This window comes from Pseudonocardia sp. ICBG601 (assembly GCF_020496245.1).
In genome coordinates this window covers 587,102-607,386 of record NZ_JAHLJA010000152.1, presented here as the reverse complement: position 1 = coordinate 607,386, position 20,285 = coordinate 587,102, and the positions used below count along the sequence as shown (strand labels likewise).

The window sequence follows — 20,285 nt, the reverse complement described above, 5'->3', positions numbered from 1 at the left end:
GTCAGTCCTTCCCCAGCGCGCCGGAGCTCCGGAGCGCGGTGATCCTGGTGTCGTCGTAGCCCAGCTCGCGCAGGACGCGGTCGGTGTCGGCACCCATCACGGGTGCGGCGCGGGTCGGGGCCCGGTCGGCGCCGGGCGGGCCCACCCGGACCGCGCTGCGCAGGGTGCGGACCGGGCCGAAGTCGGGGTGCGGGGTCTCGGCGACGAGGTCGCGCTCGACGGTGTGCGGGTCGGTCAGGGCGCCCGCGACGTCGCGGACCGGGGCGCAGGGGACCGAGGCCGCGTAGAGCGGGGCGAGCCACTCCGCGACCGTGCGGGTCCGGAACAGCGCCTCCAGCTCGGGCAGCAGCGCGTCGCGGTGCAGGTTGCGGTCGGCGAAGGTCGCGAAGCGGGGGTCCTCGGCCAGGTCCGGGCGGCCCAGCACGACGGTGAGCCGCTGCCAGAACTTCTCCTTCGCACACCCGACGACCAGCCAGCCGTCGGAGGCCTCGAAGGCCTGGAAGGGCACCAGCGAGGGGTGGGCCGACTGCCGGGTGCGCACCGGTTCGAAGCCCGCGGTCAGGTGCCAGGTCCCGGGGTAGGCGAGCAGGCTCACCGCGGTGTCGTAGAGCGAGACGTCGCAGTCGGTGCCGACGCCGTCGCGCCGCGCCCCGTGGATCGCGCCCAGCAGCGAGATCGCGGCGACGTAGCCGCCGCAGTAGTCGACCAGGCTCGGCCCGGTCTTCTGCGGGGCGCCGCCGGGCTCGCCGGTCAGCGACATCCAGCCCGCCAGTGCCTGCAGGACGTAGTCGTAGCCCGGCTCCGCCGAGCGCGGGCCGGTCATCCCGAACCCGGTCAGCGAGCAGCAGACGATCTGCGGGTTGACCTCCTTGAGGTCCTCGTAGCGGATCCCCAGCGTCGCCGGGACGTCGGCGCGCAGGTTGGAGAACACGGCGTCGGCGGTGCGGACCAGGTCGTGGAACACCTCGCGGCCCTCGGGGGTGCGCACGTCGAGGGTGACCGAGGACTTGTCCCGGTTGAAGGACTGGAAGAACAGCGAGTCGCCCGGCGCGGTGTACGGCGGGATCGCGCGGCCGACGTCACCGCCGACCGACGGGTCCTCGATCTTGATGATCTCCGCGCCCAGCTCGGCGAGGTGCATCGACCCGAACGGGCCGGCGCCGTACTGCTCCAGCGAGACGATCCGGATGTCCTCCAGCGGCCGCCGGGTCACGCGCCCTCCACCGTCAGCGGCTCCGCGGCCTGCGGGAACAGCGACGACGCCCCGCCCACCTCCCGCTTGTGCACGTAGAAGGTCCGCCGGAAGCTCAGCACCTCGACCGCGTCCTGGTTCAGGGTGCGGGTCCGCACGGTGACGATCCCGGCGGTCGGGCGGGAGGAGGACTCGCGCTTGTCCAGCACGATCGACTCCGACCAGATGGTGTCGCCGGCGAACACCGGCGCGGTGAGCTTCAGGTCGTCGAGACCCAGGTTGGCGAACGCGTTCTGGGTGGTGTCGGTGACCGACTGGCCCATCGCGATGGAGATCGTCAGCGGGGAGACGACGAGCATCCGGCCGAACTCCGAGGACTCGCCGACCTGGCGGTTGAAGTGCGCCTGGTTGGTGTTCATGGTCAGCAACGTGAACCAGGTGTTGTCGGTCTCGGTGATCGTCCGGCCCAGCGGGTGCTGGTAGACGTCGCCGATCTCGAAGTCCTCGTAGAAGCGTCCCTGCCAGCCCTGCTTGATCGTCACGTGCGTGTCGTCCTTCCGGTGGGTGGTGGTCATCCGCGCTCGATGTCCTCGAGGCGGCGGTTCGTGGTGCGTTCGCCGAACAGGGCCATGACCAGGCCGAGCAGCAGTGCCGCCGCGGCGAGGTAGACGTAGACGGCGGTGAGGCCGAGGCCGGCGAAGGTCGCGGCGACGAGGAGGCCGCCGGCGACCCCGGCGAGCCGGCCGGAGCCGTTCGCGATGCCGGAGCCCAGGCCGCGCAGGTGCAGCGGGAAGACCTCGGCGATGTAGGTGTAGAGGACCGGCACCGTCGCCTGCATGAACATCGCCGCGAGGAAGCCGGTCACCGCGATCGCGACCGGGTGCGTGACCAGGCCGAAGGCGAGCACCAGGCCCGCGGAGAGGGTCTGCAGCACCAGGACGACCGCGCGCCGGTCGAAGCGGTCCACCACCGGCGCCACGAGCAGCGCCCCGGGCACGGCGGCGATCGCGAGGACCGAGGCGAAGGTCAGGCTCTCGGCCGTGGTGTACCCGCGCTCCACGAGCAGCGTCGGCACCCAGGAGCTGAAACCGTAGAACGAGAGGATCAGGAACACGCAGGCCGTCGAGGCGACCACGGTCCGGCGCAGCGTCGCGCCGCGCAGCAGGTCCGACAGCCGTCCCTCGGGCCTCGGGGGGTCGGGGACCGGTTCGGGCAGGTCGGTGCCGAGCTGGGCGCGGGCCTCGTGCTCCATCCGGGCCACGAGCCGTTCGTCGCGGGGGTCGGGGGACCGGCCCTGTGCCGAGCGCCAGCGGACCGACTCGGGGACCGTCCGCCAGGCGACGAGGGCGACGACCGCGCCGAGCGCGCCCACGACGAAGATCCAGCGCCAGGAGCCCGGTCCGAGCGGGACGACGATCCGCGCCAGCCACGCGGCGATCGGGATGCCGGCGAGGCCGACGGCGAGCAGCAGCGCCTGGTACCGGCCCCGCAGCGAGCGCGGGAACATCTCGCTCACCCAGACCAGCAGGACCCCGGTCGTGGCCTGCAGCCCGAACCCGGTCAGCACCCGCAGCACGCCCAGCGACCAGGCGTCCCAGCTCAGCGCGCTCAGCAGCGAGCAGACGGAGAAGAACAGGACGGCCCCGAGCAGGACGGGGCGGCGGCCGTAGCGGTCGGAGAGGCGGCCGCCGACGATCGCCCCGGCGAACATCCCGACGAACGCGGCCGAGGTGACCGCGCCGACCTCCCCGATGGACAGCCCCCACTCGGCCCGCAGCGCGGGCGCGGCGTAGGCGAAGGAGTTGAGGTCCACCAGGTCGAAGACGAACAGCGCACCGAGCACCGCCACCCAGCGGCGGTGTGTCGGGGTGGCGACCGGGATGCGGTCGAGCCGGGCGGCCAGGTCCGTGACGGGGGCCGGAGCGGGCGGCACGCCGGCCGCCTGCCGGTCACCGGGTGGGTCGACGGTCATCGCGTACTCCCCTCGGCGGGCGCCGTCGCCCGCCTTCCGGTCCGCGGGGGCCGACCGGACCCCGCCTCCGCACGGTAAACATCAGACGCTTTCAGAAGCAAGACCTTCCAACGGTCACGAGCTGCTAGAAGTGCTCGACCGATGTGTCAGACCTATGCCGTCGGGCGATGGTCCCGGGCAACGCCCGACCGGTACCCTGGAACGGGTCGCGGGACGCGCGGCACGGTGGACGACAGGGCGGCGGCGTGAACATGGGTGCGACCCGGGATCCGCGTGACGGCGTCACCGTGCCGACCGACGCACCGGCGGGGGAGCGGCCCCGCGACGGTCACCGGCCGCCGACGGCGCGGCTGCGGGTCCAGCGGGTCCGTCCCGCCTACCGGCAGGTGGCCGACGAGCTGCGCGCGCAGATCATGCGCGGCGCCCTGCCCGCCGGCACCCGGCTGCCCGCGGAGTCCGAGCTGACCGGCATGTTCGGGGTGAGCCGCTCCACGGTCCGCGAGGCGCTGCGGGTCCTGGCCAGCCAGCACCTGATCGACACCCGGCGCGGGGTGCAGGGCGGCTCGTTCGTCGCCGCGCCGGACCCCGCCCGCCTGGTCGAGGACGTCGGCGGCGCGCTCGGGGTGCTGGTCGCGACGCCGCAGCTCGGCATGGCCGACCTGCTGGAGGCCCGGCTGCTGCTCGAGCCCGCGGCGGCCCGGCTGGCCGCCCAGCGCGCCGCGCCGGAGACGATCGAGGCGCTGCGCGCCGCGGCGGCGGCACCGCGGGACCCGCGCGACCCCAGCGGGTTCGTCGAGCACATGGACTTCCACACCACGGTGCTCATGGCCACCGGCAACCTGATGATCACCATGATGGGCCAGCCGGTGGGCGACGTGCTCCGCACCCGGCTGAACCGGCACGTCGTCGCGGCCGAGCACTGGGCCGAGGTCGACGCCTGCCACGCGACGATCACCGAGCACATCGCCCGGGGCGAGGCGGCGCAGGCCGAGGAGGCCATGCGCAGCCACCTGCTCGACCTGCGCGACATCTACGGCCGCCCGGGAGCGTGGAAGTCCGACTGAGTGCCGCGCACGGCAGGATGGTGGCGTGCGCACCGTCCTCGACCTGCTCCGGCTGCTGGCCGACCGGGCCGACGGCGGTGCCCGCGACGGTGAGCTGGACCGCGTCGTCGCGGAGCTGGCGGCCTCCGAGCCGGAGGCCGGCGCACTGACCCTGCGGGTGCGGGCGGCGATGGACGCCGGGCGCCGCCGGGAGTCCGAGCTCGCCGCGCTGGTCGGCATCGCCCGCGACCTCGCCTCGGAGTCCGACCCCGGCTCGGTGCTGCAGGCGATCGTGCGCCGGGCGCGCGGACTGCTCGGCACCGACGTCGCCTACCTGACCCTGCACGACCCCGAGCGCGGGGACACGTTCATGCGGGTCACCTCCGGATCGGTCTCGCACCGCTTCCAGTCGCTGCGGCTCCCGCTCGGGGCCGGGCTGGGCGGTCTCGTCGCGGCCAGCCGCACCCCGCACTGGACCGGCCGCTACGCGGGCGACGGCCGCTACCGGCACACCGAGGAGATCGACACCGCGGTCGCCGAGGAGGGCATCGTCGGCATCTGCGGCACCCCGCTGCTGGTCGACGACGAGTTCGTCGGCGTCCTGTTCGCCGCCAACCGGTCCGCCCGCCCCTTCACCGCCGAGGACGTCGCCCTGCTCGGCTCGCTGGCCGCGCTCGCCGCGGTGTCGCTGGTGCAGACCCGGCGCCTCGCCGACACCGCCACCACGCTGCGCGAGCTGCGCGGCGCGCACGCCGCGATCGCCGAGGCCGCCGACGCCCACGACCGGTTCGCCGGGGTCGTCCTGGAGGGCGGCGACGTCGGCGACATCGCCGAGGCGCTCGGCAGGCTGCTCGGCGGGTGGGTCGCGGTGCTCGACGGCGACGGCGCCACCGCCGCGGCCCACGGCCCGGTCCCGCCCGGCCTGGACGCCCGCGCCGCGCTGCGCCGCGCCGGGGAGCGCGACGGCGCCGGGCGCCCGGTACCGGTGCCGTGCGCCGGCGGCGTCTGGGTGACCGCGGTGATCGCCGGTGGTCAGCGCCTCGGGACGCTGCTGATCGGCGGGCTCGGTGCCGGGGACCCCCTGACCCCCGGCCAGGTCCGCATCGTGGAGCGGGCGGCGATGGTCACGGCGTTGGTGCTGCTGTTCGCCCAGCGCGCCGACGAGGCCGACCGGCTCGACCGCGCCGACGCCCTCACCGAGCTCCTCGCCGCGTCCGGGGCCCCGCGACCGACGACGCTGACCCGGCTCGCCGCGCTCGGGGTGTCGCCCCGGCGGCCGCACGTGCTGCTGGTCTGCCGCTGCCACCCCGCCCGGCGACGGGCGCTGGCCCGGGAGGCGGCCGCGCTCGGCGGCCGTTCCGGGCTGGTCGGGGAACGGGACGGCGCGGTGGTCGTGCTGCTGCCCGGCACCGACCCGGCCGCGGCCGGTGCCCGGCTCGCGCGTCCGGCGTCGGAGCAGGACCCCGACGGGGCGGTGACGGTCGGCGGCGTCGGCCCGCTGCACCCGGCCGACGGCGCGGACGCCGCGCTGGCCGAGGCCCGTCGCTCGGCGGAGGCGCTGGTCGCGCTGGACCGGGAGGGGGAGTGCGCCTCGGCGTCGGACCTCGGGTTCGCCGGGCTGCTGCTCGGCGAGCGCCCGGACGTCGCCGGGTACGTGCGCGGCATCCTCGGGCCCGTCGCCGAGCACGACGCGCGCCGCGGCAGCGAGCTGCTGCGCACCCTGGAGGCCTACTACGCCGCGGGCGCCAGCCCGACCCGGGCCGCGGCGGCGCTGCACGTGCACGTCAACACCGTGGCCCAGCGGCTCGACCGGGTCGCGTCGCTGCTGGGCCCACGCTGGCAGGACCCGGACCACGGGCTGGAGCTGCAGCTCGCGCTGCGGCTGCACCGGCTGGGCACACCGCGACCGGAGGGGACACCGTGACCGACCGCCGTACCGACCCGACCACCGACTGCAGCACCGACCTCACGGCCGTCGCGGCGGGGCTCGACGCCGAGGACCCGCTCGCCGGGTACCGCGACCGGTTCCTGCCCGCCGACGGCGTCGTCGCCTACCTCGACGGGAACTCCCTCGGCCGCCCGCTGCGGGCGACGGCCGAGCGCATGGAGCGGTTCGTGCGCGCGGACTGGGGCACCCGGCTGATCCGCGGCTGGGACGAGGGCTGGGTCGACCGGCCGCGCAGCCTGGGGGACCGGATCGGGGCGGCCGCGCTCGGCGCCGCGCCGGGGCAGGTCGTCGTCGCCGACTCCACGACCGTGCTGCTCTACAAGCTGGCCCGGGCCGCCGTCGACCACCAGGCGGCCGCGGGGCGCCGCGAGATCGTCGTCGACACCGACAACTTCCCGACCGACCGCTACGTGCTCGAGGGCATCGCCGCCGAGCGCGGCGCGGTCTTGCGGTGGATCACCTCCGACCCGGCCTCGGGCGTCACGCCCGATCAGGTCGCGGCCGTCGTCGGGCCGGACACGGCGCTGGTGCTGCTGTCCCACGTCGCCTACCGCTCCGGGTTCCTCGCCGACGCGCCCGCGATCACCCGGGCCGCCCACGACGCCGGTGCGCTGGTGCTCTGGGACCTGTCGCACTCGGTCGGGTCGGTCCCGGTCCGGCTCGACGCGTGGGGCGCCGACCTCGCCGTCGGCTGCGGCTACAAGTACCTCAACGGCGGTCCGGGCGCGCCGGCGTTCGGCTACCTCGCCGCCCGGCACACCACGACGCTGCGCCAGCCGATCACCGGCTGGTTCGGCCACCGCGCGCCGTTCGCGATGGGGCCCGGCCACGAGCCGGCGCCCGACGTGCGCGCCCTGCTGTCCGGCACCCCGCCGGTGCTGGCCTCGGTGCCGCTGGAGTGCGGGGTGGAGCTGCTGGCGCAGGCCGGGATCGACGCCGTCCGCGCCAAGTCGGTGCAGCTCACCGGGTTCGCCCTCGACCTCGCCGACACCCTGCTCGCCCCGCACGGCGTCACCGTGGCCTCACCGCGCGACCCGGACCGCCGCGGCGGGCACGTCACGCTGCGCCGCGAGGACTTCGCGCAGGTCAACGCCCGGCTGTGGGAGCGGGGGGTCATCCCGGACTTCCGGGCCCCGGACGGCATCCGGATCGGGCTCGCGCCGCTGTCGACCTCGTTCGCCGAGGTCCTCGCCGGGATGACCGCGCTCGCCGAGGAGGTCGCCCGATGAGCGACGACGGCACGAACACCCGGCCGGTCGAGGACGGTGTGGTCCGCGACTTCCGGGAGAACCTGTCCTACGGCGGCTATCTCGACCTCGACCGGGTGCTGGGCGCGCAGCACCCCCGCAGCCGCCCCGAGCACCACGACGAGCTGCTGTTCATCGTCCAGCACCAGACCTCGGAGCTGTGGCTGAAGCTGGTGCTGCACGAGCTGGGCAGCGCCGCCGACGACACGGCCGCCGACGACCTGTCGCTCGCCCTCAAGCGCCTGGCCCGGGTCAAGCACGTGCAGCGCACCCTCATCGAGCAGTGGTCGGTGCTCGCGACGCTGACGCCGTCGGAGTACGTGCAGTTCCGCGGCGCGCTCGGCACCTCGTCGGGGTTCCAGAGCTACCAGTACCGGGCCGTGGAGTTCCTGCTGGGCAACAAGAACGCCGCGATGCTGGAGCTGTTCGCCGACGACGCCGCGGCGCACGCGCTGCTCGACGCGGCGCTGCACCGGCCCAGCCTCTACGACGAGTTCCTGCGCCTGCTCGCCCGCCGCGGGTTCGCCGTCCCCGCCGACCTGCTCGACCGCGACGTCACCCTCGCCCACACCTACCGCGAGGACCTGGTGCCGGTGTTCGCCGAGGTCTACGCCGACCCCGAGACGCACTGGGACCTCTACGAGGCCTGCGAGGAGCTGGTCGACATCGAGGAGAACTTCCAGCTGTGGCGCTTCCGGCACCTCAAGACCGTCGAGCGGACGATCGGGGTGCGGCGGGGGACCGGTGGGTCCAGCGGCCGGGACTTCCTGCGCCGGGCGCTGGACCTCACCTTCTTCCCCGAGCTCTACGCCGTGCGGACGGCGATGTAGCGGGCCCTCACGGCACCTGCGCGCGCCGCCGCGCCGACAGCCCCGACCGGTACTGCCGCGGGATCGCGTGCCCCCGGAAGTCCTGGTCCAGGGCCGCGTTCAGCGTCCAGTACGGGTCCACCAGGTGTGGCCGCGCGATCGCGCACAGGTCCGCCCGGCCGGACGCGATGATCGTGTTCGCGTCCTCCACGCTGGACACCGCGCCGACGGTGATCGTCGGGACGCCGGTCTCCTGACGGATCCGGTCCGCGAACGGCGTCTGGTAGAGCCGCCCGTAGGCCGGCCTCGCCTCGGTGCTGGTCTGGCCGGTGGAGACGTCGACGATGTCCGCGCCGTGCGCACGCAGCATCGGGGCCAGCGCGACCGCGTCGTCGCCGTCGAAGCCGCCGTCGGCGACCCAGTCGGTGGCGCTGATCCGGACGCTGACCGGCTTGTCGGCGGGCCACACCTCGCGGACGGCGTCGAGGATGCGCAGGGCCAGGCGGGCCCGGTTCTCCAGGCTGCCGCCGTAGGAGTCGGTGCGCCGGTTCGACACCGGCGAGAGGAAGCCCGACACCAGGTAGCCGTGCGCGAAGTGCAGCTCGACCAGGTCGAACCCGGCCTCGTCGGCGCGGCGGACCGCCTCGACGTGGTCGGCGACGACCCGGTCCAGGTCGGCCTCGGTCGCCTCGCGCGGGACGGCGCTGTCGGACCGGTAGGGCAGCGGCGACGGCGCCAGGATCTCCCAGTTGCCCTCGTCGAGGGGCTCGTCGATGCCCTCCCACATGACCTTCGTCGAGCCCTTGCGCCCGGCGTGCCCGATCTGCGCGCCGATCCTCGCGTCGGTGTTCTCGTGCACGAACCGCACGACCCGGGCCCAGGCGTCGCGCTGGGCGTCGGTGTAGAGACCGGGGCAGCCGGGGGTGATCCGGCCGTCGGCGGAGGTGCAGATCATCTCGGTCATGACCAGGCCGGCGCCGCCCTGCGCGCGCCCGCCCAGGTGCACCAGGTGCCAGTCGGTCGGCACGCCGTCGACGGCGGAGTACTGCGCCATCGGCGAGACGACGATCCGGTTCGGCAGCGTCATGCCGCGCAGCCGGTAGGGGTGGAACATCGGCGGGGTGCCGGTCTCGACCTCGAGACCCTGGTCGCGGGTCCGGTCGGCGAGCCAGGCGTCGACCCGGCCGACGTAGCCGGCGTCGCGGAGCTTCAGGTTGTCGTAGGTGACCCGCTGCGAGCGGGTGAGCAGCTGGAACACGAACTGCTGGGGGTCCAGGTGTCGGTAGCGGCGGACGCCCTCGAACCACTCCAGGCTGGTCTGCGCGGAGCGCTGCAGCGACTCGACGACCGGCTTGCGGTCCTCCTGGTACGCCTTGAGCGCGGCCTCGACGGTCGGCTCCCGGTCGATCGCGCCGGCCAGGCCGATCGCGTCCTCCAGCGCGAGCTTGGTGCCCGAGCCGATGGAGAAGTGCGCGGTGTGCGCGGCGTCGCCGACCAGCGCGACGTTCCCGGCCCGCCAGGACCCGTTGCGCATGACGGCGAACGACAGCCAGCCGGAGTTGTTGCCGATCAGGCCGTGGCCGTCGAGCAGGTCGGCGAAGACCTCCTCGCAGAACCGCAGGGAGCGCTCGTCGTTCTCGCCGGGCCTCCGCTCGGCGGCGGCGAACTCGGCGAGCCCGGCGCGCTCCCAGGTGTCGGAGTCGGTCTCGACGATGAACGTGGAGCGCTCCCCGTCGAAGGGGTAGATGTGCGCCCAGAACAGCCCGAACTCGGTCTCCACGAACTGGAAGGTGAAGCAGTCGAACGGCCGGGTGGTCGCGAACCAGACGTACTTGGCGGTGCGCCGGTCCAGGCTCGGCCGGAACTCCTCCGACAGGGCCTCGCGGATGCGGGAGTTGACGCCGTCGGCGGCGATGACGAGGTCGTTCTCGCGGCGCAGCGTGTCCAGGTCGGGCGCCTCGGTGCAGTAGCGCACGTCCACGCCCAGCTCCGCGGCGCGCTCGCCGAGGATGCCGAGCAGCCGCTTGCGCTCCAGCGCGGCGAAGGCATGGCCGTCGCTGCGCTCGCGGGCGCCGAGGACGTCGACGTCGATCGCCGACCAGTGCCGGAACTCCGCGGAGATGCGATCGAGGGACTCCGGGTCGGCGGCCGAGATGTTGTCCAGGGTCTCCTCGGAGAACACGACCCCGAAGCCGAAGGTGTCGTCGGCGCGGTTGCGCTCGTAGACGACCACCTCGCGCGACGGGTCGGTCTTCTTCAGCAGGATGGCGGAGAACAGCCCGCCGGGGCCGCCGCCGACGGACGCGATGGAGTGGGCGCTCACGGGAGGTTCACCAGTCCTTCCTGGACGACCGAGGCCAGCGGGCGGCCGTCGGCGGAGTAGAGGCGGGCGGTGCCGAGCCCGGTGCCGCGGGTGGCGACCGGGGAGGTCTGGACCAGCGCGACCCAGGAGTCCATGCGGCCGTCGTGGTGCCACCACATGGCGTGGTCGAGGCTGGCGGTGACGACGCCGTCGTCGGCCCAGGCGGCGCCGTGGCGGCGCAGGATCGGCTCCAGCAGCGTGTAGTCGCAGACGTAGGCCAGGGCGCTGCGGTGGATCGCCGGGTCGTCGGGCAGCCGTTCCCAGGCCTTCAGCCACACGGTCTGGCGGGCGACCCGCACACCGTCGTGGGTGGTGTAGAGCGCCGACGGGGCGTGCCGGATGTCGAAGGAGCGGTGGTACCGCCAGTACTCGGCGTCGCGGGTGTCCGCGCCGACCAGCACGTCGGCCGTGCTCGGCAGCTCCTCCGGGTCACCCGCCTCCGGGGGCAGGGTGTCGGCGTGCTCGACGGCGCCGTCGACCGGCACCGCGAACTGCGCCATCGCCCGGAAGATCTCCTTGCCGCCCTGCAGGCCGCGGACCGCACGGTGGGAGAAGCCGCGGCCGTCGCGGACGCGCTCGACCTCCCAACGGGTCTGGGTGTGCACGTCGCCCGCGCGCAGGAAGTAGCCGTGCAGGTTCGCGACGCGACGGTCGTCGCCGACGGTGAGGGTCATGGCCCGCTCGGCCTGGGCGACGAGCTCGCCGCCGTAGGCGCGGCCCGACGGGATGACCTGGTGGTGGGCGAGGAACGCGTCGTCCCCGTCCTTGGTCAGGTCCAGCGCCGCGAGCAGCGGGGCGACGGACCTCTCGCTGGTGGAGGGCATCGGAGTGGTCATGCGCGGCGGTACCCCTCGAGGCTCGCGTCGTCGACCTCGGGGAGGTTGACGACGATGTTGTCCGGCGTCCGGCAGGTCAGCCACACCAGTTCCTCGGTGGTCGACATGTTGCCCTCGACGTGCGGCATGAACGGCGGGACGAACACGAAGTCGCCCTCGGTCATCTCGGTCCACTGCTCGTAGTTCTCGCCGTACCAGATCCGGCCGGTGCCCTTGAGCACGTAGCCGCCGGTCTCGGCCTCGCCGTGGTGGTGCGGCAGCGAGCGGTAGCCCGGCTCGTTGGAGACCCGGCCGAACCAGATCCGGGTGGCCGGGGTGTGCTGCGGCGACACGCCCGAGACGCGGACGCAGCCACCGGACTGGCCGGTGCCGGTGTCCTCGGACCCGGCGCGGGTGACGACGGGTACGGCGGACCAGGCGAGCTCGGTGCCGTCCTGCTTGCTCTGCTCACTCATGCGCACTCCTCGAATTCGGTGCCGGTCTTCGGTGTGCCGGTGTTCGCGGTACCGGTCTTCTCGATGCGGATCGGGGTGGTCAGGACGCCGACGCCGGCCAGCGCGACCTCGACGACGTCGCCGTCGGCCAGGAACCACGGCGGGGTCGCCCCGGCGCCGACGCCGGCCGGGGTGCCGGTGAGCACGACGTCGCCGGGGGACAGGCGGGTGAACGCCGAGATGTAGGCGAGCAGGGCGGGCGCGTCGAACACCAGGTCCGCGGTGTCGCCGGACTGCACGACCTCGTCGTTGACCCGGCAGGTCAGCGCGAGCCCGGCGGCGGGGTCCAGCTCGTCGGGGGTGACGAGGACCGGGCCGAGCGGGGTGGTCGCGTCGAACGCCTTGCCCGGGAGCCACTGCCCGGTGTGGTGCTGCCAGGCGCGCACCGACAGGTCGTTCGCCGCGGTGTACCCGGCGACGGCGGCCAGCGCCTCGTCCCGCGTCGCCCGGTGCAGCGGGGCGCCCACGACGACGGCGAGCTCGGCCTCCCAGTCCGGCCGCCCCGCCCAGTCCGGCAGCGTCACGGTGTCGGCGGGGCCGGTGAGGGTGTCGGCGAACTTGGTGAACAGGGTCGGGTGCTCGGGCAGGTCCCGGCCCATCTCGCGGATGTGTCCCGCGTAGTTGTGCCCGCAGCAGACGATCTTCGACGGCCGGGGGACGACCGCGGCGAGGCCGCCGGCAGGGGTGGCGGGGCCCTCCGCGGGGGACGGGGCGGCGACCGCGCGGGCCGTCCGAAGCCCGTCCGGGTCGCGGAGCAGGTCGCCGACGTCGCGGTGGGGGAGCACCACCCACTCCTCGCCGGCGGCGACGGCGGCGACGGTTTCGTCGCCCGACCGCAGGGTCGCCAGACGCATCCCGACCTCCTGATGTGTCGTGTCCTTGACGGTGACCACTGAAACACGATGAACACGGCCTCGGCAAGCGCGCCTGCACGATCTGCGTCATGCGGACAGTGCTCGCGTTTCGTGGCCATGACGTGCTGATCTCGGCTGTGATCGGAGTGCGCGTGGGGCTTGCCCGCTCCGGTGATCGCATGCTCTGATGACTGTCGTCACGTCAGCGATATACGGCTCGTGCCGGGAGAAGGGGACGCCGTGACCGACCAGCCGTTCTGGAACCCCAAGACCGAGCTCATGCCGCGCGCGGAGCTGGTCGAGCTGCAGCTCGCGAAGCTGCGCCGGGTCCTGGCCTGGGCGAAGGACCGCAGCCCGCACTACCGGCGGACCCTCGCCGGCGTCGACCCGGACCGGATCCGCACCCGCGACGACCTCGCCCGCATCCCGTTCCTCACCCGCGAGGAGTGGATGGCCTCGCAGGAGGCGCACCCGCCGTTCGGCGAGCTGCCGGTCACCGGCGCCCACGACGCGATCCGGCTGCACACCACCTCCGGCACCTCCGGGCGCACCCCGCTGCGTGCGCTGGACTCCCGCAAGGACTGGTCCTGGTCGGCGGAGATGTGGTGCTACGCGCTCTGGGGCGCCGGAGTCCGCCCGCACGACGTCGGCTACGTCGCGTTCGGCTACGGCTCGTTCATCGGGTTCTGGGGCCTGCACAACGGGCTGGAGAAGATCGGCGCGCTGACCATCCCGGGCGGCGCGCAGTCCACCGCCCAGCGGGTGCGCCAGATCCACGACTTCGGCGCGACCGTCGTCGCGTCCACCCCGACCTACGCGCTGCGCCTGGCCGCCGAGGCCGAGGAGCTGGGAATCGACCTGGTGAACGGCCCGGTCCGCCGCGTGATCCTCTCCGGTGAGCCCGCCGGGTCCATCCCGGAGACCAAGGCGCTCATCGAGCGGAAGTGGGGCGCGGCGGCCTACGACACCGCGGGCATGACCGAGGTGTCGACGATCGTCATGTTCACCCCGGCCGAGCAGCCCGGCGGCTGCCACGTCATCGAGGACCACCTCCTGGAGGAGGTGATCGACCCGGAGACCGGGCGCGAGGTCGGCTACGGCGAACGCGGCGAGCGGGTCTGCACCTCCTTCGGGCGCTCGACCACCCCGCTGCTGCGCTACCGCACCGCCGACCTGGTCGTGAAGGTCCCCGGCTCCCGGACGACCTCCGGCCGCACCTGGGACCTCTACGAGGGCGGGATCATCGGCCGGGTCGACGACATGAAGCTCGTCCGCGGCACGAACGTCTACCCGGGCGCCGTCGAGGCGATCGTCCGGGGCTTCGACGGGGTCGAGGAGTTCCAGATCCGCATCTCCCGCCCCGGTGACCGCGACGAGATCGAGCTGCTGCTCGAGCCCGCGGCGACCGTGGACGACACCGGGTGGGACCTGCTGTCCGGGCGGGTCGCCGACGAGCTGGCCGACTCCCACGAGGGCCTGCGCTTCCACGTGCGCCGCGCCGCGACCGGGGAGCTGCCCCGCTTCGAGCTGAAGGCCAAGCGGCTCACCGACCTGCGTCCGGCCGTCTGACCGGGCCCGCCGCCGACCCGACCCGCGAGGAGCCCGCCATGAGTACGACCAGCACCACGACCACCGCGCCGCCCGCCCCGCGTACCGCCGCCGACCGGGCGACGGACCTGCTCGGCGCCCCGCTCGACGACGCCGAGCAGGCCCTGCTCGACGTCTACGACCGGATCGTCGCCGCGCTGCGCCGCGACGACCTCCCGCCCTGCGTCGCCGCGAACCTGCGCGCCGCGCTCGCCCCGGTCGCCGTCGCCGTCACCGATCTCGGCCTGCGCTTCGAGCACCTGACCGACCTGGGCGTGTAGCCGCGCGGCGCGCTCCGCGCAGCGCCGATCGGACAGCGACCACGCCCACGGGATAGGCGCCACGCGATCCGGTGCCTAGCGTCGGTACCGACGACCACCCCCACCACCACGACCACCACGACGAGAGGACGGCCATGGCCGAACGGTCCTTCGCCGCCGAGGTGCAGAAGCTGCGCGCCGGAGCCGGCGAGACACTGCACGTCGAAGGCATCCTGGCCGTGACGAAGGCGCTGCTGCAGTCCGGCGTCGCCTACGTCGGCGGCTACCAGGGCGCGCCGATCTCGCACCTCATGGACGTCCTCGGCGACTCCCGCGAGATCCTCGACGAGCTCGACGTCCGGTTCGAGAACTCCGCCTCCGAGGCGACGGCCGCGGCCATGCTGGCGGCGTCGGTGCACCACCCGCTGCGCGGCGCGATCACCTTCAAGTCCCCGGTCGGCACGAACGTCGCCTCCGACGCGCTGGCCAACCTCGCCTCCGGCGGGGTCACCGGCGGTGCGCTGGTGATCCTCGGCGAGGACTACGGCGAGGGCTCCTCGATCATGCAGGAGCGGGTGCACGCGTTCGCGATGAAGTCGCAGATGTGGCTGCTCGACCCGCGCGCCAACACCACCGCGATCGTGAACGCGGTCGAGTCCGGGTTCGCGCTGTCCGAGGCGTCGAACACCCCGGTGTTCCTGGAGCTGCGGCTGCGGTCCTGCCACCTGCACGGCGGGTTCGTCGCCAAGGACAACGTGCGGCCGCCGATGACCGTCGCCCAGGCCGCGGACGCCCCGCGGCGCAGCGTCGACCGGATCGTGCTGCCGCCCGCGTCGTTCGCCCACGAGCGCGAGAAGCTGGAGGACCGCTGGCCCCGGGCGGTCGAGTTCATCCGCGAGCACGGTCTCAACGAGCTGTTCCCGGGCGACGGCACCGCCTCCGACGTGGGCATCATCGTCCAGGGCGGGCTGTACAACACGCTGAACCGGTCGATGGAGCTGCTCGGGGCCTCCGACACGCTCGGCCGCACCCGCGTCCCGACCTACGTCATGAACGTGACCTACCCGGTCGTCGACTCCGAGATCGTCGAGTTCTGCTCCGGCAAGCGTGCGGTGATCATGGTCGAGGAGGGGCAGCCCGACTACATCGAGCAGAACCTGCACGCGATCCTGCGCCGCGCCGACGTCCCGACGGTGCTGCACGGCAAGGACATGCTGGCCGCGGGCGGCGAGTACACCGCCCAGGTCATCACCCGCGGCCTGGAGCAGTTCCTCGGCAAGTACGCCCCCGACGTCGTCACCCACCGGCCGTCGCTGCTGCGCGACCCGGCCGACCCGGCGAGCCCGTTCGCGCCGCGGGTCGCCGCCGAGGTCGTGCGCCCGCGCCCGCCGGGCCTGTGCACCGGCTGCCCGGAGCGCCCGATCTTCTCCGGCCTCAAGCTGGCCGAGCGCGAGACCGGGCAGCACCAGATCTCCGCCGACATCGGCTGCCACCTGTTCGCCATCAACGCCCCGTTCGACCTGGGTGCGACGACGATGGGCTACGGCATGGGCGCCGCGGGCTCGGCCGCGCTGGCCGGCGGCGACGCTGAGAAGCGACCGGTGTCGATCATGGGCGACGGCGGGTTCTGGCACAACGGGCTCGTGTCCGGCGTCGGGAACGCCGTGTTCAACAAGTCCGACCAGGTCATGGTGGTCGTCGACAACGACTACGCGGCCGCCACCGGCGGGCAGGACGTGCTGTCCAGCCACGCCGACCTGGAGCGCCGCTCGACCAAGCACCCGATCGAGAAGGCCGCGCGTGGTCTCGGCATCACCAACGCCACCACGATCGACCACACCTACGACGTCGCCAAGGTCCGCGACACCTTCCTGAAGGCGTTCCGCCGCAAGGAACGCGGGCCCGAGCTGCTGGTGATGCAGTCGGAGTGCCAGCTCAACCGGCAGCGCCGCGTGAAGAAGGACCGCGCTGCGAAGCTGAAGCGCGGCGAGCGTGTCGTGCGGGAGCGGTTCGGCGTCGACCCGGAGACCTGCACCGGCGACCACGCCTGCATCCGGATCTCCGGCTGCCCGTCGCTGACGATCACCGACAACCCGGACCCGCTGCGCACCGACCCGATCGCGACCGTGCTCGACTCCTGCGTCGGGTGCGGGGTCTGCGGCAACAACGCCCACGCGGCGGTGCTGTGCCCGTCGTTCTACCGCACCGACGTCGTCGACAACCCCACGGCCGGTGAGCGGGTCCGCGCCCGCCTCCGGTCCTGGTGGATCACCCTCGTCGGGCGCGGCCTCGACCGCCGCGCCGCCCGGATGGAGGCAGCCTGATGCCCACCGTGATGCCCGCACCGGCGGGTCCCACCGGATCCTGGTACACCGGGACCCGCCCGATCACCCTCGCGATCCTCGCGATGGGCGGCGAGGGCGGCGGGGTGCTCGCCGACTGGGTCGTCGCCGTCGCCGAGGCCGCCGGCTACCACGCGCAGACCACCTCGGTCGCCGGCGTCGCCCAGCGGACCGGGGCGACCGTCTACTACGCCGAGCTGCACCCCCCGGTGCCCGGGACCGACTCGGCCGACGGCGCGGGCCGGGCCGAGCCGGTGCTGTCGGTGTTCCCGACGCCCGGCGAGGTCGACGTCGTCGTCGCCTCGGAGCTGATGGAGTGCGGCCGCGCGGTCCAGCGCGGCTTCGCCACCCCCGACCGCACCACGCTGATCACCTCGACCAACCGCGTCTACTCCATCGACGAGAAGATGCACCTCGGCGACGGCCGCGTCGACTCCGCCGAGCTCGTCGCGGCGGCGGGCCGCGCCGCGCAGCACCTGGTCGCCGCGGACTTCGCCGCGATCGCCGAGGAGCACCGCAGCGTGATCTCCGCGGCGCTGTTCGGGGCGCTCGCCGGGTCCGGGGCGCTGCCCTTCTCCCGGGACCGCTTCGAGCAGGCCATCCGCGACGCCGGCAAGGGCGTCGAGCCGAGCCTGGCCGCGTTCGCGGGAGGGTTCGACGCGGCCACCGCCGCGCTCGCGCCCGCCCCGCCCACGCCGCCCGCGCCCCGCGCACCGGCGACGGTCGACATCGCGATCGGCCCGCGGCCCGTCTCCGCCGAGGAGCGCAAGGAGCGCGAGGAGGCGCGGCGCAACGCCGTCGCCGCGACCGACCCGGAGTCACTGGTGGGGGAGGACCTGCGCCCGCTCGCCCGCACCGTCGCCGACCTCCCGGCCGCGGCGCGTTCCACGGTCCTGCACGGGCTCGTGCGGACCGGCGTCTACCAGGACCTCGACTACGCCGCCCGCTACCTCGACCGGGTCCGCGCGTTCGCCGCCGTCGACCCCGACCCGTTCGGCGACGCCCGTCTCACCACCGAGGCGGCCCGGCACCTGGCGCTGTGGATGTGCTACCAGGACACGATCCACGTCGCGCTGCAGAAGACCCGTGCCCGGCGGCTCGAGCGGGTCCGCGACGAGGCCGGGGTGAGCTCGGCGCAGCTGTCCCAGGTGCGCGAGTACCTGCACCCACAGGCCGAGGAGATCACCGACACGCTGCCGTACCGGCTCGGGAAGGTGCTGCGCCGCTCGAAGGCGTTCACCCGCACCGTCGACCGGGTCACCCGCGAGGGCATGGTCCTGAACACCACCTCGGTGACCGGCTACGCGATGCTCGCGACGATGGCGCGGATGCGGCCCCTGCGGCCGCGGTCGCTGCGGTTCGTCGAGGAGCAGAAGGCGATCGAGGCATGGACCGCGCTCGCGCTCGACACCGTCGCCGCCGACGCGGACCTCGCCGTGGAGATCCTCGTCTGCCAGAAGGTCCTCAAGGGCTACGGCGAGACCTACGCCCACGGCAACGACAGCTTCGCCCTGCTCAGCCAGGCGGCACGGCAGCTGCGCGGCCGTGACGGCGCCGCCGCCACGCTCGCCCGGCTCCGCTCCGCGGCACTGGCCGACGAGGACGGCGCGGCCCTGCGGGCCCAGCTGTCCGGGGCCGGCCTGCCCACCACCGTTCCGTCGAGGAAGAGGAAGCACTGACATGACCACCGGCACCACGACCGGCACCGCGTCCGACGTCGAGCTCATCAACCCGGACACCCTGGCGAAGCCGTCGGGCTTCACCCACGCCGTCCGCCACGGCGACACCGTCCACCTCTCCGGCCAGACCGCGATGGACGCGACCGGCCGGATCGTCGACGGCGACATCGTCGACCAGTTCCGGCAGTCCCTGTCCAACGTCGTCACCGCCCTGCGCGCCGCGGGCTCCGAGCCCGGGGACCTGCTGTCGGTGCGGATCTACCTGCTCGACGTGCCCGGCTACCAGGCCCGCGGCAAGGAGATCGGCGCCATCTGGAAGGAGCTGTGCGGGCGGACCTACCCGGCGATGACCGGCGTCGGGGTCACCGCGCTGTGGCAGCCCGAGGCGCTGATCGAGATCGAGGCGGTCGCGGCGCGGCGGGTCTGAGCACCCGTCCCGCCGGGGGTGTCCTCGGGAGCGCCGGGTCCGGATCACCGGGCCCGGCGCTCCGGCGTGTGCGGGGCCCGGGGCAGGGTGGTTCGGGTGAACTCGCTTACCCGGTAAGCGAATCCGCCCGAGGGGATGGCCGGCATCGACGTCCCCGGCGTGCCGACCGTCCGCTCGCGGCGTCGGCCCGCGGCGTCGCCGCTGGTCCGGGGATCGACCTCGACGAATTCGCTTACCGGGTAAGCGAATTCGCCGGAAACCCTCACCGGTGAACGGTGCGATCGCCCACGCCGTGCCGGAGGTGGCACGGCCGGCCTCGAGCGGCTCAGGCGTCCAGGACGCTGCTGACGTGCTCCCGCGCCGGACCGGCGAGGCGGGCGCGCAGGTCGCCGAAGAGCTCCTCGGCGCGGTCGCCGACCCAGCTCTCGGGCAGCGCCTCCAGCGGCAGGCCCGGGTCGAGGTAGGGCAGGCGTCGCCACACCGTCACGAGCGTCACGAAGTCGGCGAAGGCCTGCTCGGACTCGCCGTCGGCGTCCCGCCAGGCGTGCAGCACCGGCTCCTGACGGGCGACGAAGGCGGAGTACTGGCCCGCGAGGGCGTCGAGGTCCCACCAGGAAGCGACGGTCTCCCGCAGCGGGCGGCCGGCGACGTGCCGGCTCCGGAACAGCTCGGTGTAGCCGCGCAGACCGGCGCGGTCCAGGGCGTGCGAGACCTCGGCCTCCAGGTGTGCCGGGGCGACCCACAAGCCCGGTGCGACCGTGCCCAGGCCGAGCCGGATCAACAGGCTGCGCAGCTGATGACGCTGGTCGCGCGCCGACTCGGGCACCGAGAAGGCCACCAGCAGCCAGCCCTCCCCGGCGCCGGCGCGGCGGCGGGAGAAGATCCGCTCGTCGCCCTCGGCGAGCACGTCGGCCAACGCGGGGGACAGCCGGTACCCGGCGGCGCCGCCGACCTTCTGCGGTTCGAGGAGCCCGCGTCGCTTCAGCCGGGACACCGCGGACCGGACGGCCTGGCCGTCCACCCCGAGCCCGCCGAGCAGCCGCACCAGCGACGACACCGACAGGGCCCCGCCGCGCTCACGTGCGTAGAGCCCGTACACCGACACGATGAGCCGACGCGGGGGGACGGGAGCGAGGATCTCGTCCGGTTCGGCGACGGTCGTCACGACGACATCGTACGGGCGTGCCCGCACCCCCGGACGAGCGCGACGCGCCGCACCGTCCGGGAAGGACG

Annotated in this window: 17 protein-coding genes; 9 read left to right on the top strand and 8 right to left on the bottom strand. The window is 74.1% G+C overall.

Translation table 11 applies throughout. The features are described 5' to 3' along the window. Nucleotide 1 precedes the first annotated feature (1 nt). The 3 genes from KPL57_RS53215 to KPL57_RS53205 are packed head-to-tail and all read right to left on the bottom strand — an operon-like array spanning nucleotide 2 to nucleotide 3,164. Nucleotides 2–1,213, bottom strand: a complete 1,212-nt coding sequence (locus KPL57_RS53215; RefSeq protein WP_226358010.1) for a CaiB/BaiF CoA-transferase family protein — start codon at nucleotides 1,211–1,213, stop codon at nucleotides 2–4. Then, the gene (locus KPL57_RS53210) at nucleotides 1,210–1,767 is read right to left on the bottom strand and encodes a MaoC family dehydratase (RefSeq protein ID WP_226358009.1); all 558 of its coding nucleotides are present in this window, start codon (nucleotides 1,765–1,767) and stop codon (nucleotides 1,210–1,212) included. The genes KPL57_RS53215 and KPL57_RS53210 overlap by 4 nt, the downstream gene beginning before the upstream one ends. Next, a complete protein-coding gene (locus tag KPL57_RS53205) occupies nucleotides 1,764–3,164 on the bottom strand; it encodes an MFS transporter (protein WP_226358008.1) in 1,401 nt (466 codons plus the stop codon). The genes KPL57_RS53210 and KPL57_RS53205 overlap by 4 nt, the downstream gene beginning before the upstream one ends. Nucleotides 3,165–3,451: 287 nt before the next feature. On the opposite strand from KPL57_RS53205, the gene KPL57_RS53200 reads away from it, so the two are divergent. From KPL57_RS53200 to kynA, 4 genes are read left to right on the top strand one after another with little or no spacing between them, the layout of a single operon-like run. Then, nucleotides 3,452–4,228 (top strand): FadR/GntR family transcriptional regulator, encoded by a 777-nt coding sequence (locus KPL57_RS53200; protein ID WP_226358007.1) that lies wholly within the window; start codon nucleotides 3,452–3,454, stop codon nucleotides 4,226–4,228. Nucleotides 4,229–4,253: 25 nt separating this feature from the next. Continuing rightward, nucleotides 4,254–6,131 (top strand): helix-turn-helix domain-containing protein, encoded by a 1,878-nt coding sequence (locus KPL57_RS53195; RefSeq protein WP_226358006.1) that lies wholly within the window; start codon nucleotides 4,254–4,256, stop codon nucleotides 6,129–6,131. Beyond that, nucleotides 6,128–7,384 carry an aminotransferase class V-fold PLP-dependent enzyme gene (locus tag KPL57_RS53190; RefSeq protein WP_226358005.1) on the top strand — a complete coding sequence of 419 codons (1,257 nt, stop codon included), beginning with the start codon at nucleotides 6,128–6,130 and terminating at the stop codon, nucleotides 7,382–7,384. Before KPL57_RS53195 ends, KPL57_RS53190 begins: the two co-directional genes overlap by 4 nt. After that, entirely contained in the window at nucleotides 7,381–8,232 is an 852-nt protein-coding gene (kynA, locus tag KPL57_RS53185; RefSeq protein ID WP_226358004.1) for a tryptophan 2,3-dioxygenase, read from the top strand. The genes KPL57_RS53190 and kynA overlap by 4 nt, the downstream gene beginning before the upstream one ends. Before the next feature lie 7 nt (nucleotides 8,233–8,239). Here kynA and KPL57_RS53180 read toward each other — a convergent pair whose 3' ends face one another. Genes KPL57_RS53180 through KPL57_RS53165 form a run of 4 tightly spaced genes read right to left on the bottom strand, consistent with a single transcriptional unit; the run spans nucleotide 8,240 to nucleotide 12,757 of the window. Continuing rightward, entirely contained in the window at nucleotides 8,240–10,534 is a 2,295-nt protein-coding gene (locus KPL57_RS53180; protein ID WP_226358003.1) for a bifunctional salicylyl-CoA 5-hydroxylase/oxidoreductase, read from the bottom strand. Then, entirely contained in the window at nucleotides 10,531–11,409 is an 879-nt protein-coding gene (locus KPL57_RS53175) for an acyl-CoA thioesterase II (protein ID WP_226358002.1), read from the bottom strand. The genes KPL57_RS53180 and KPL57_RS53175 overlap by 4 nt, the downstream gene beginning before the upstream one ends. Continuing rightward, entirely contained in the window at nucleotides 11,406–11,864 is a 459-nt protein-coding gene (locus KPL57_RS53170; protein ID WP_226358001.1) for a cupin domain-containing protein, read from the bottom strand. The genes KPL57_RS53175 and KPL57_RS53170 overlap by 4 nt, the downstream gene beginning before the upstream one ends. After that, nucleotides 11,861–12,757, bottom strand: a complete 897-nt coding sequence (locus tag KPL57_RS53165; RefSeq protein ID WP_226358000.1) for a fumarylacetoacetate hydrolase family protein — start codon at nucleotides 12,755–12,757, stop codon at nucleotides 11,861–11,863. Before KPL57_RS53165 ends, KPL57_RS53170 begins: the two co-directional genes overlap by 4 nt. Nucleotides 12,758–12,997: 240 nt before the next feature. On the opposite strand from KPL57_RS53165, the gene KPL57_RS53160 reads away from it, so the two are divergent. From KPL57_RS53160 to KPL57_RS53140, 5 genes are all read left to right on the top strand, one after another. Further along, a complete protein-coding gene (locus KPL57_RS53160; protein ID WP_226357999.1) occupies nucleotides 12,998–14,326 on the top strand; it encodes a phenylacetate--CoA ligase family protein in 1,329 nt (442 codons plus the stop codon). Nucleotides 14,327–14,364: 38 nt separating this feature from the next. Then, nucleotides 14,365–14,625 (top strand): hypothetical protein, encoded by a 261-nt coding sequence (locus KPL57_RS53155; RefSeq protein ID WP_226357998.1) that lies wholly within the window; start codon nucleotides 14,365–14,367, stop codon nucleotides 14,623–14,625. A gap of 134 nt (nucleotides 14,626–14,759) precedes the next feature. Then, nucleotides 14,760–16,928: an indolepyruvate ferredoxin oxidoreductase subunit alpha gene (locus tag KPL57_RS53150; protein WP_226357997.1), complete on the top strand. Its 2,169-nt coding sequence runs from the start codon at nucleotides 14,760–14,762 to the stop codon at nucleotides 16,926–16,928. After that, nucleotides 16,928–18,625, top strand: a complete 1,698-nt coding sequence (locus KPL57_RS53145; protein ID WP_226357996.1) for an indolepyruvate oxidoreductase subunit beta family protein — start codon at nucleotides 16,928–16,930, stop codon at nucleotides 18,623–18,625. Before KPL57_RS53150 ends, KPL57_RS53145 begins: the two co-directional genes overlap by 1 nt. Before the next feature lies 1 nt (nucleotide 18,626). After that, nucleotides 18,627–19,052, top strand: a complete 426-nt coding sequence (locus tag KPL57_RS53140) for a RidA family protein (protein WP_226357995.1) — start codon at nucleotides 18,627–18,629, stop codon at nucleotides 19,050–19,052. 325 nt (nucleotides 19,053–19,377) lie between these two features. Here KPL57_RS53140 and KPL57_RS53135 read toward each other — a convergent pair whose 3' ends face one another. Continuing rightward, on the bottom strand, nucleotides 19,378–20,217 hold the full coding sequence (locus KPL57_RS53135) for a PaaX family transcriptional regulator C-terminal domain-containing protein (RefSeq protein WP_226357994.1): 840 nt from the start codon (nucleotides 20,215–20,217) through the stop codon (nucleotides 19,378–19,380). Between the last annotated feature and the right edge of the window lie 68 nt (nucleotides 20,218–20,285).

What these genes read in the sequence shown, in the direction of transcription:
- KPL57_RS53210 (WP_226358009.1), bottom strand. Translation starts at nt 1,767, where the DNA reads ATGACCACCACCCACCGGAAGGACGACACGCACGTGACGATCAAGCAG.
- KPL57_RS53205 (WP_226358008.1), bottom strand. Translation starts at nt 3,164, where the DNA reads ATGACCGTCGACCCACCCGGTGACCGGCAGGCGGCCGGCGTGCCGCCC.
- kynA (WP_226358004.1), top strand. Translation starts at nt 7,381, where the DNA reads ATGAGCGACGACGGCACGAACACCCGGCCGGTCGAGGACGGTGTGGTC.
- KPL57_RS53175 (WP_226358002.1), bottom strand. Translation starts at nt 11,409, where the DNA reads ATGACCACTCCGATGCCCTCCACCAGCGAGAGGTCCGTCGCCCCGCTG.
- KPL57_RS53170 (WP_226358001.1), bottom strand. Translation starts at nt 11,864, where the DNA reads ATGAGTGAGCAGAGCAAGCAGGACGGCACCGAGCTCGCCTGGTCCGCC.
- KPL57_RS53165 (WP_226358000.1), bottom strand. Translation starts at nt 12,757, where the DNA reads ATGCGTCTGGCGACCCTGCGGTCGGGCGACGAAACCGTCGCCGCCGTC.
- KPL57_RS53155 (WP_226357998.1), top strand. Translation starts at nt 14,365, where the DNA reads ATGAGTACGACCAGCACCACGACCACCGCGCCGCCCGCCCCGCGTACC.
- KPL57_RS53150 (WP_226357997.1), top strand. Translation starts at nt 14,760, where the DNA reads ATGGCCGAACGGTCCTTCGCCGCCGAGGTGCAGAAGCTGCGCGCCGGA.
- KPL57_RS53145 (WP_226357996.1), top strand. Translation starts at nt 16,928, where the DNA reads ATGCCCACCGTGATGCCCGCACCGGCGGGTCCCACCGGATCCTGGTAC.
- KPL57_RS53140 (WP_226357995.1), top strand. Translation starts at nt 18,627, where the DNA reads ATGACCACCGGCACCACGACCGGCACCGCGTCCGACGTCGAGCTCATC.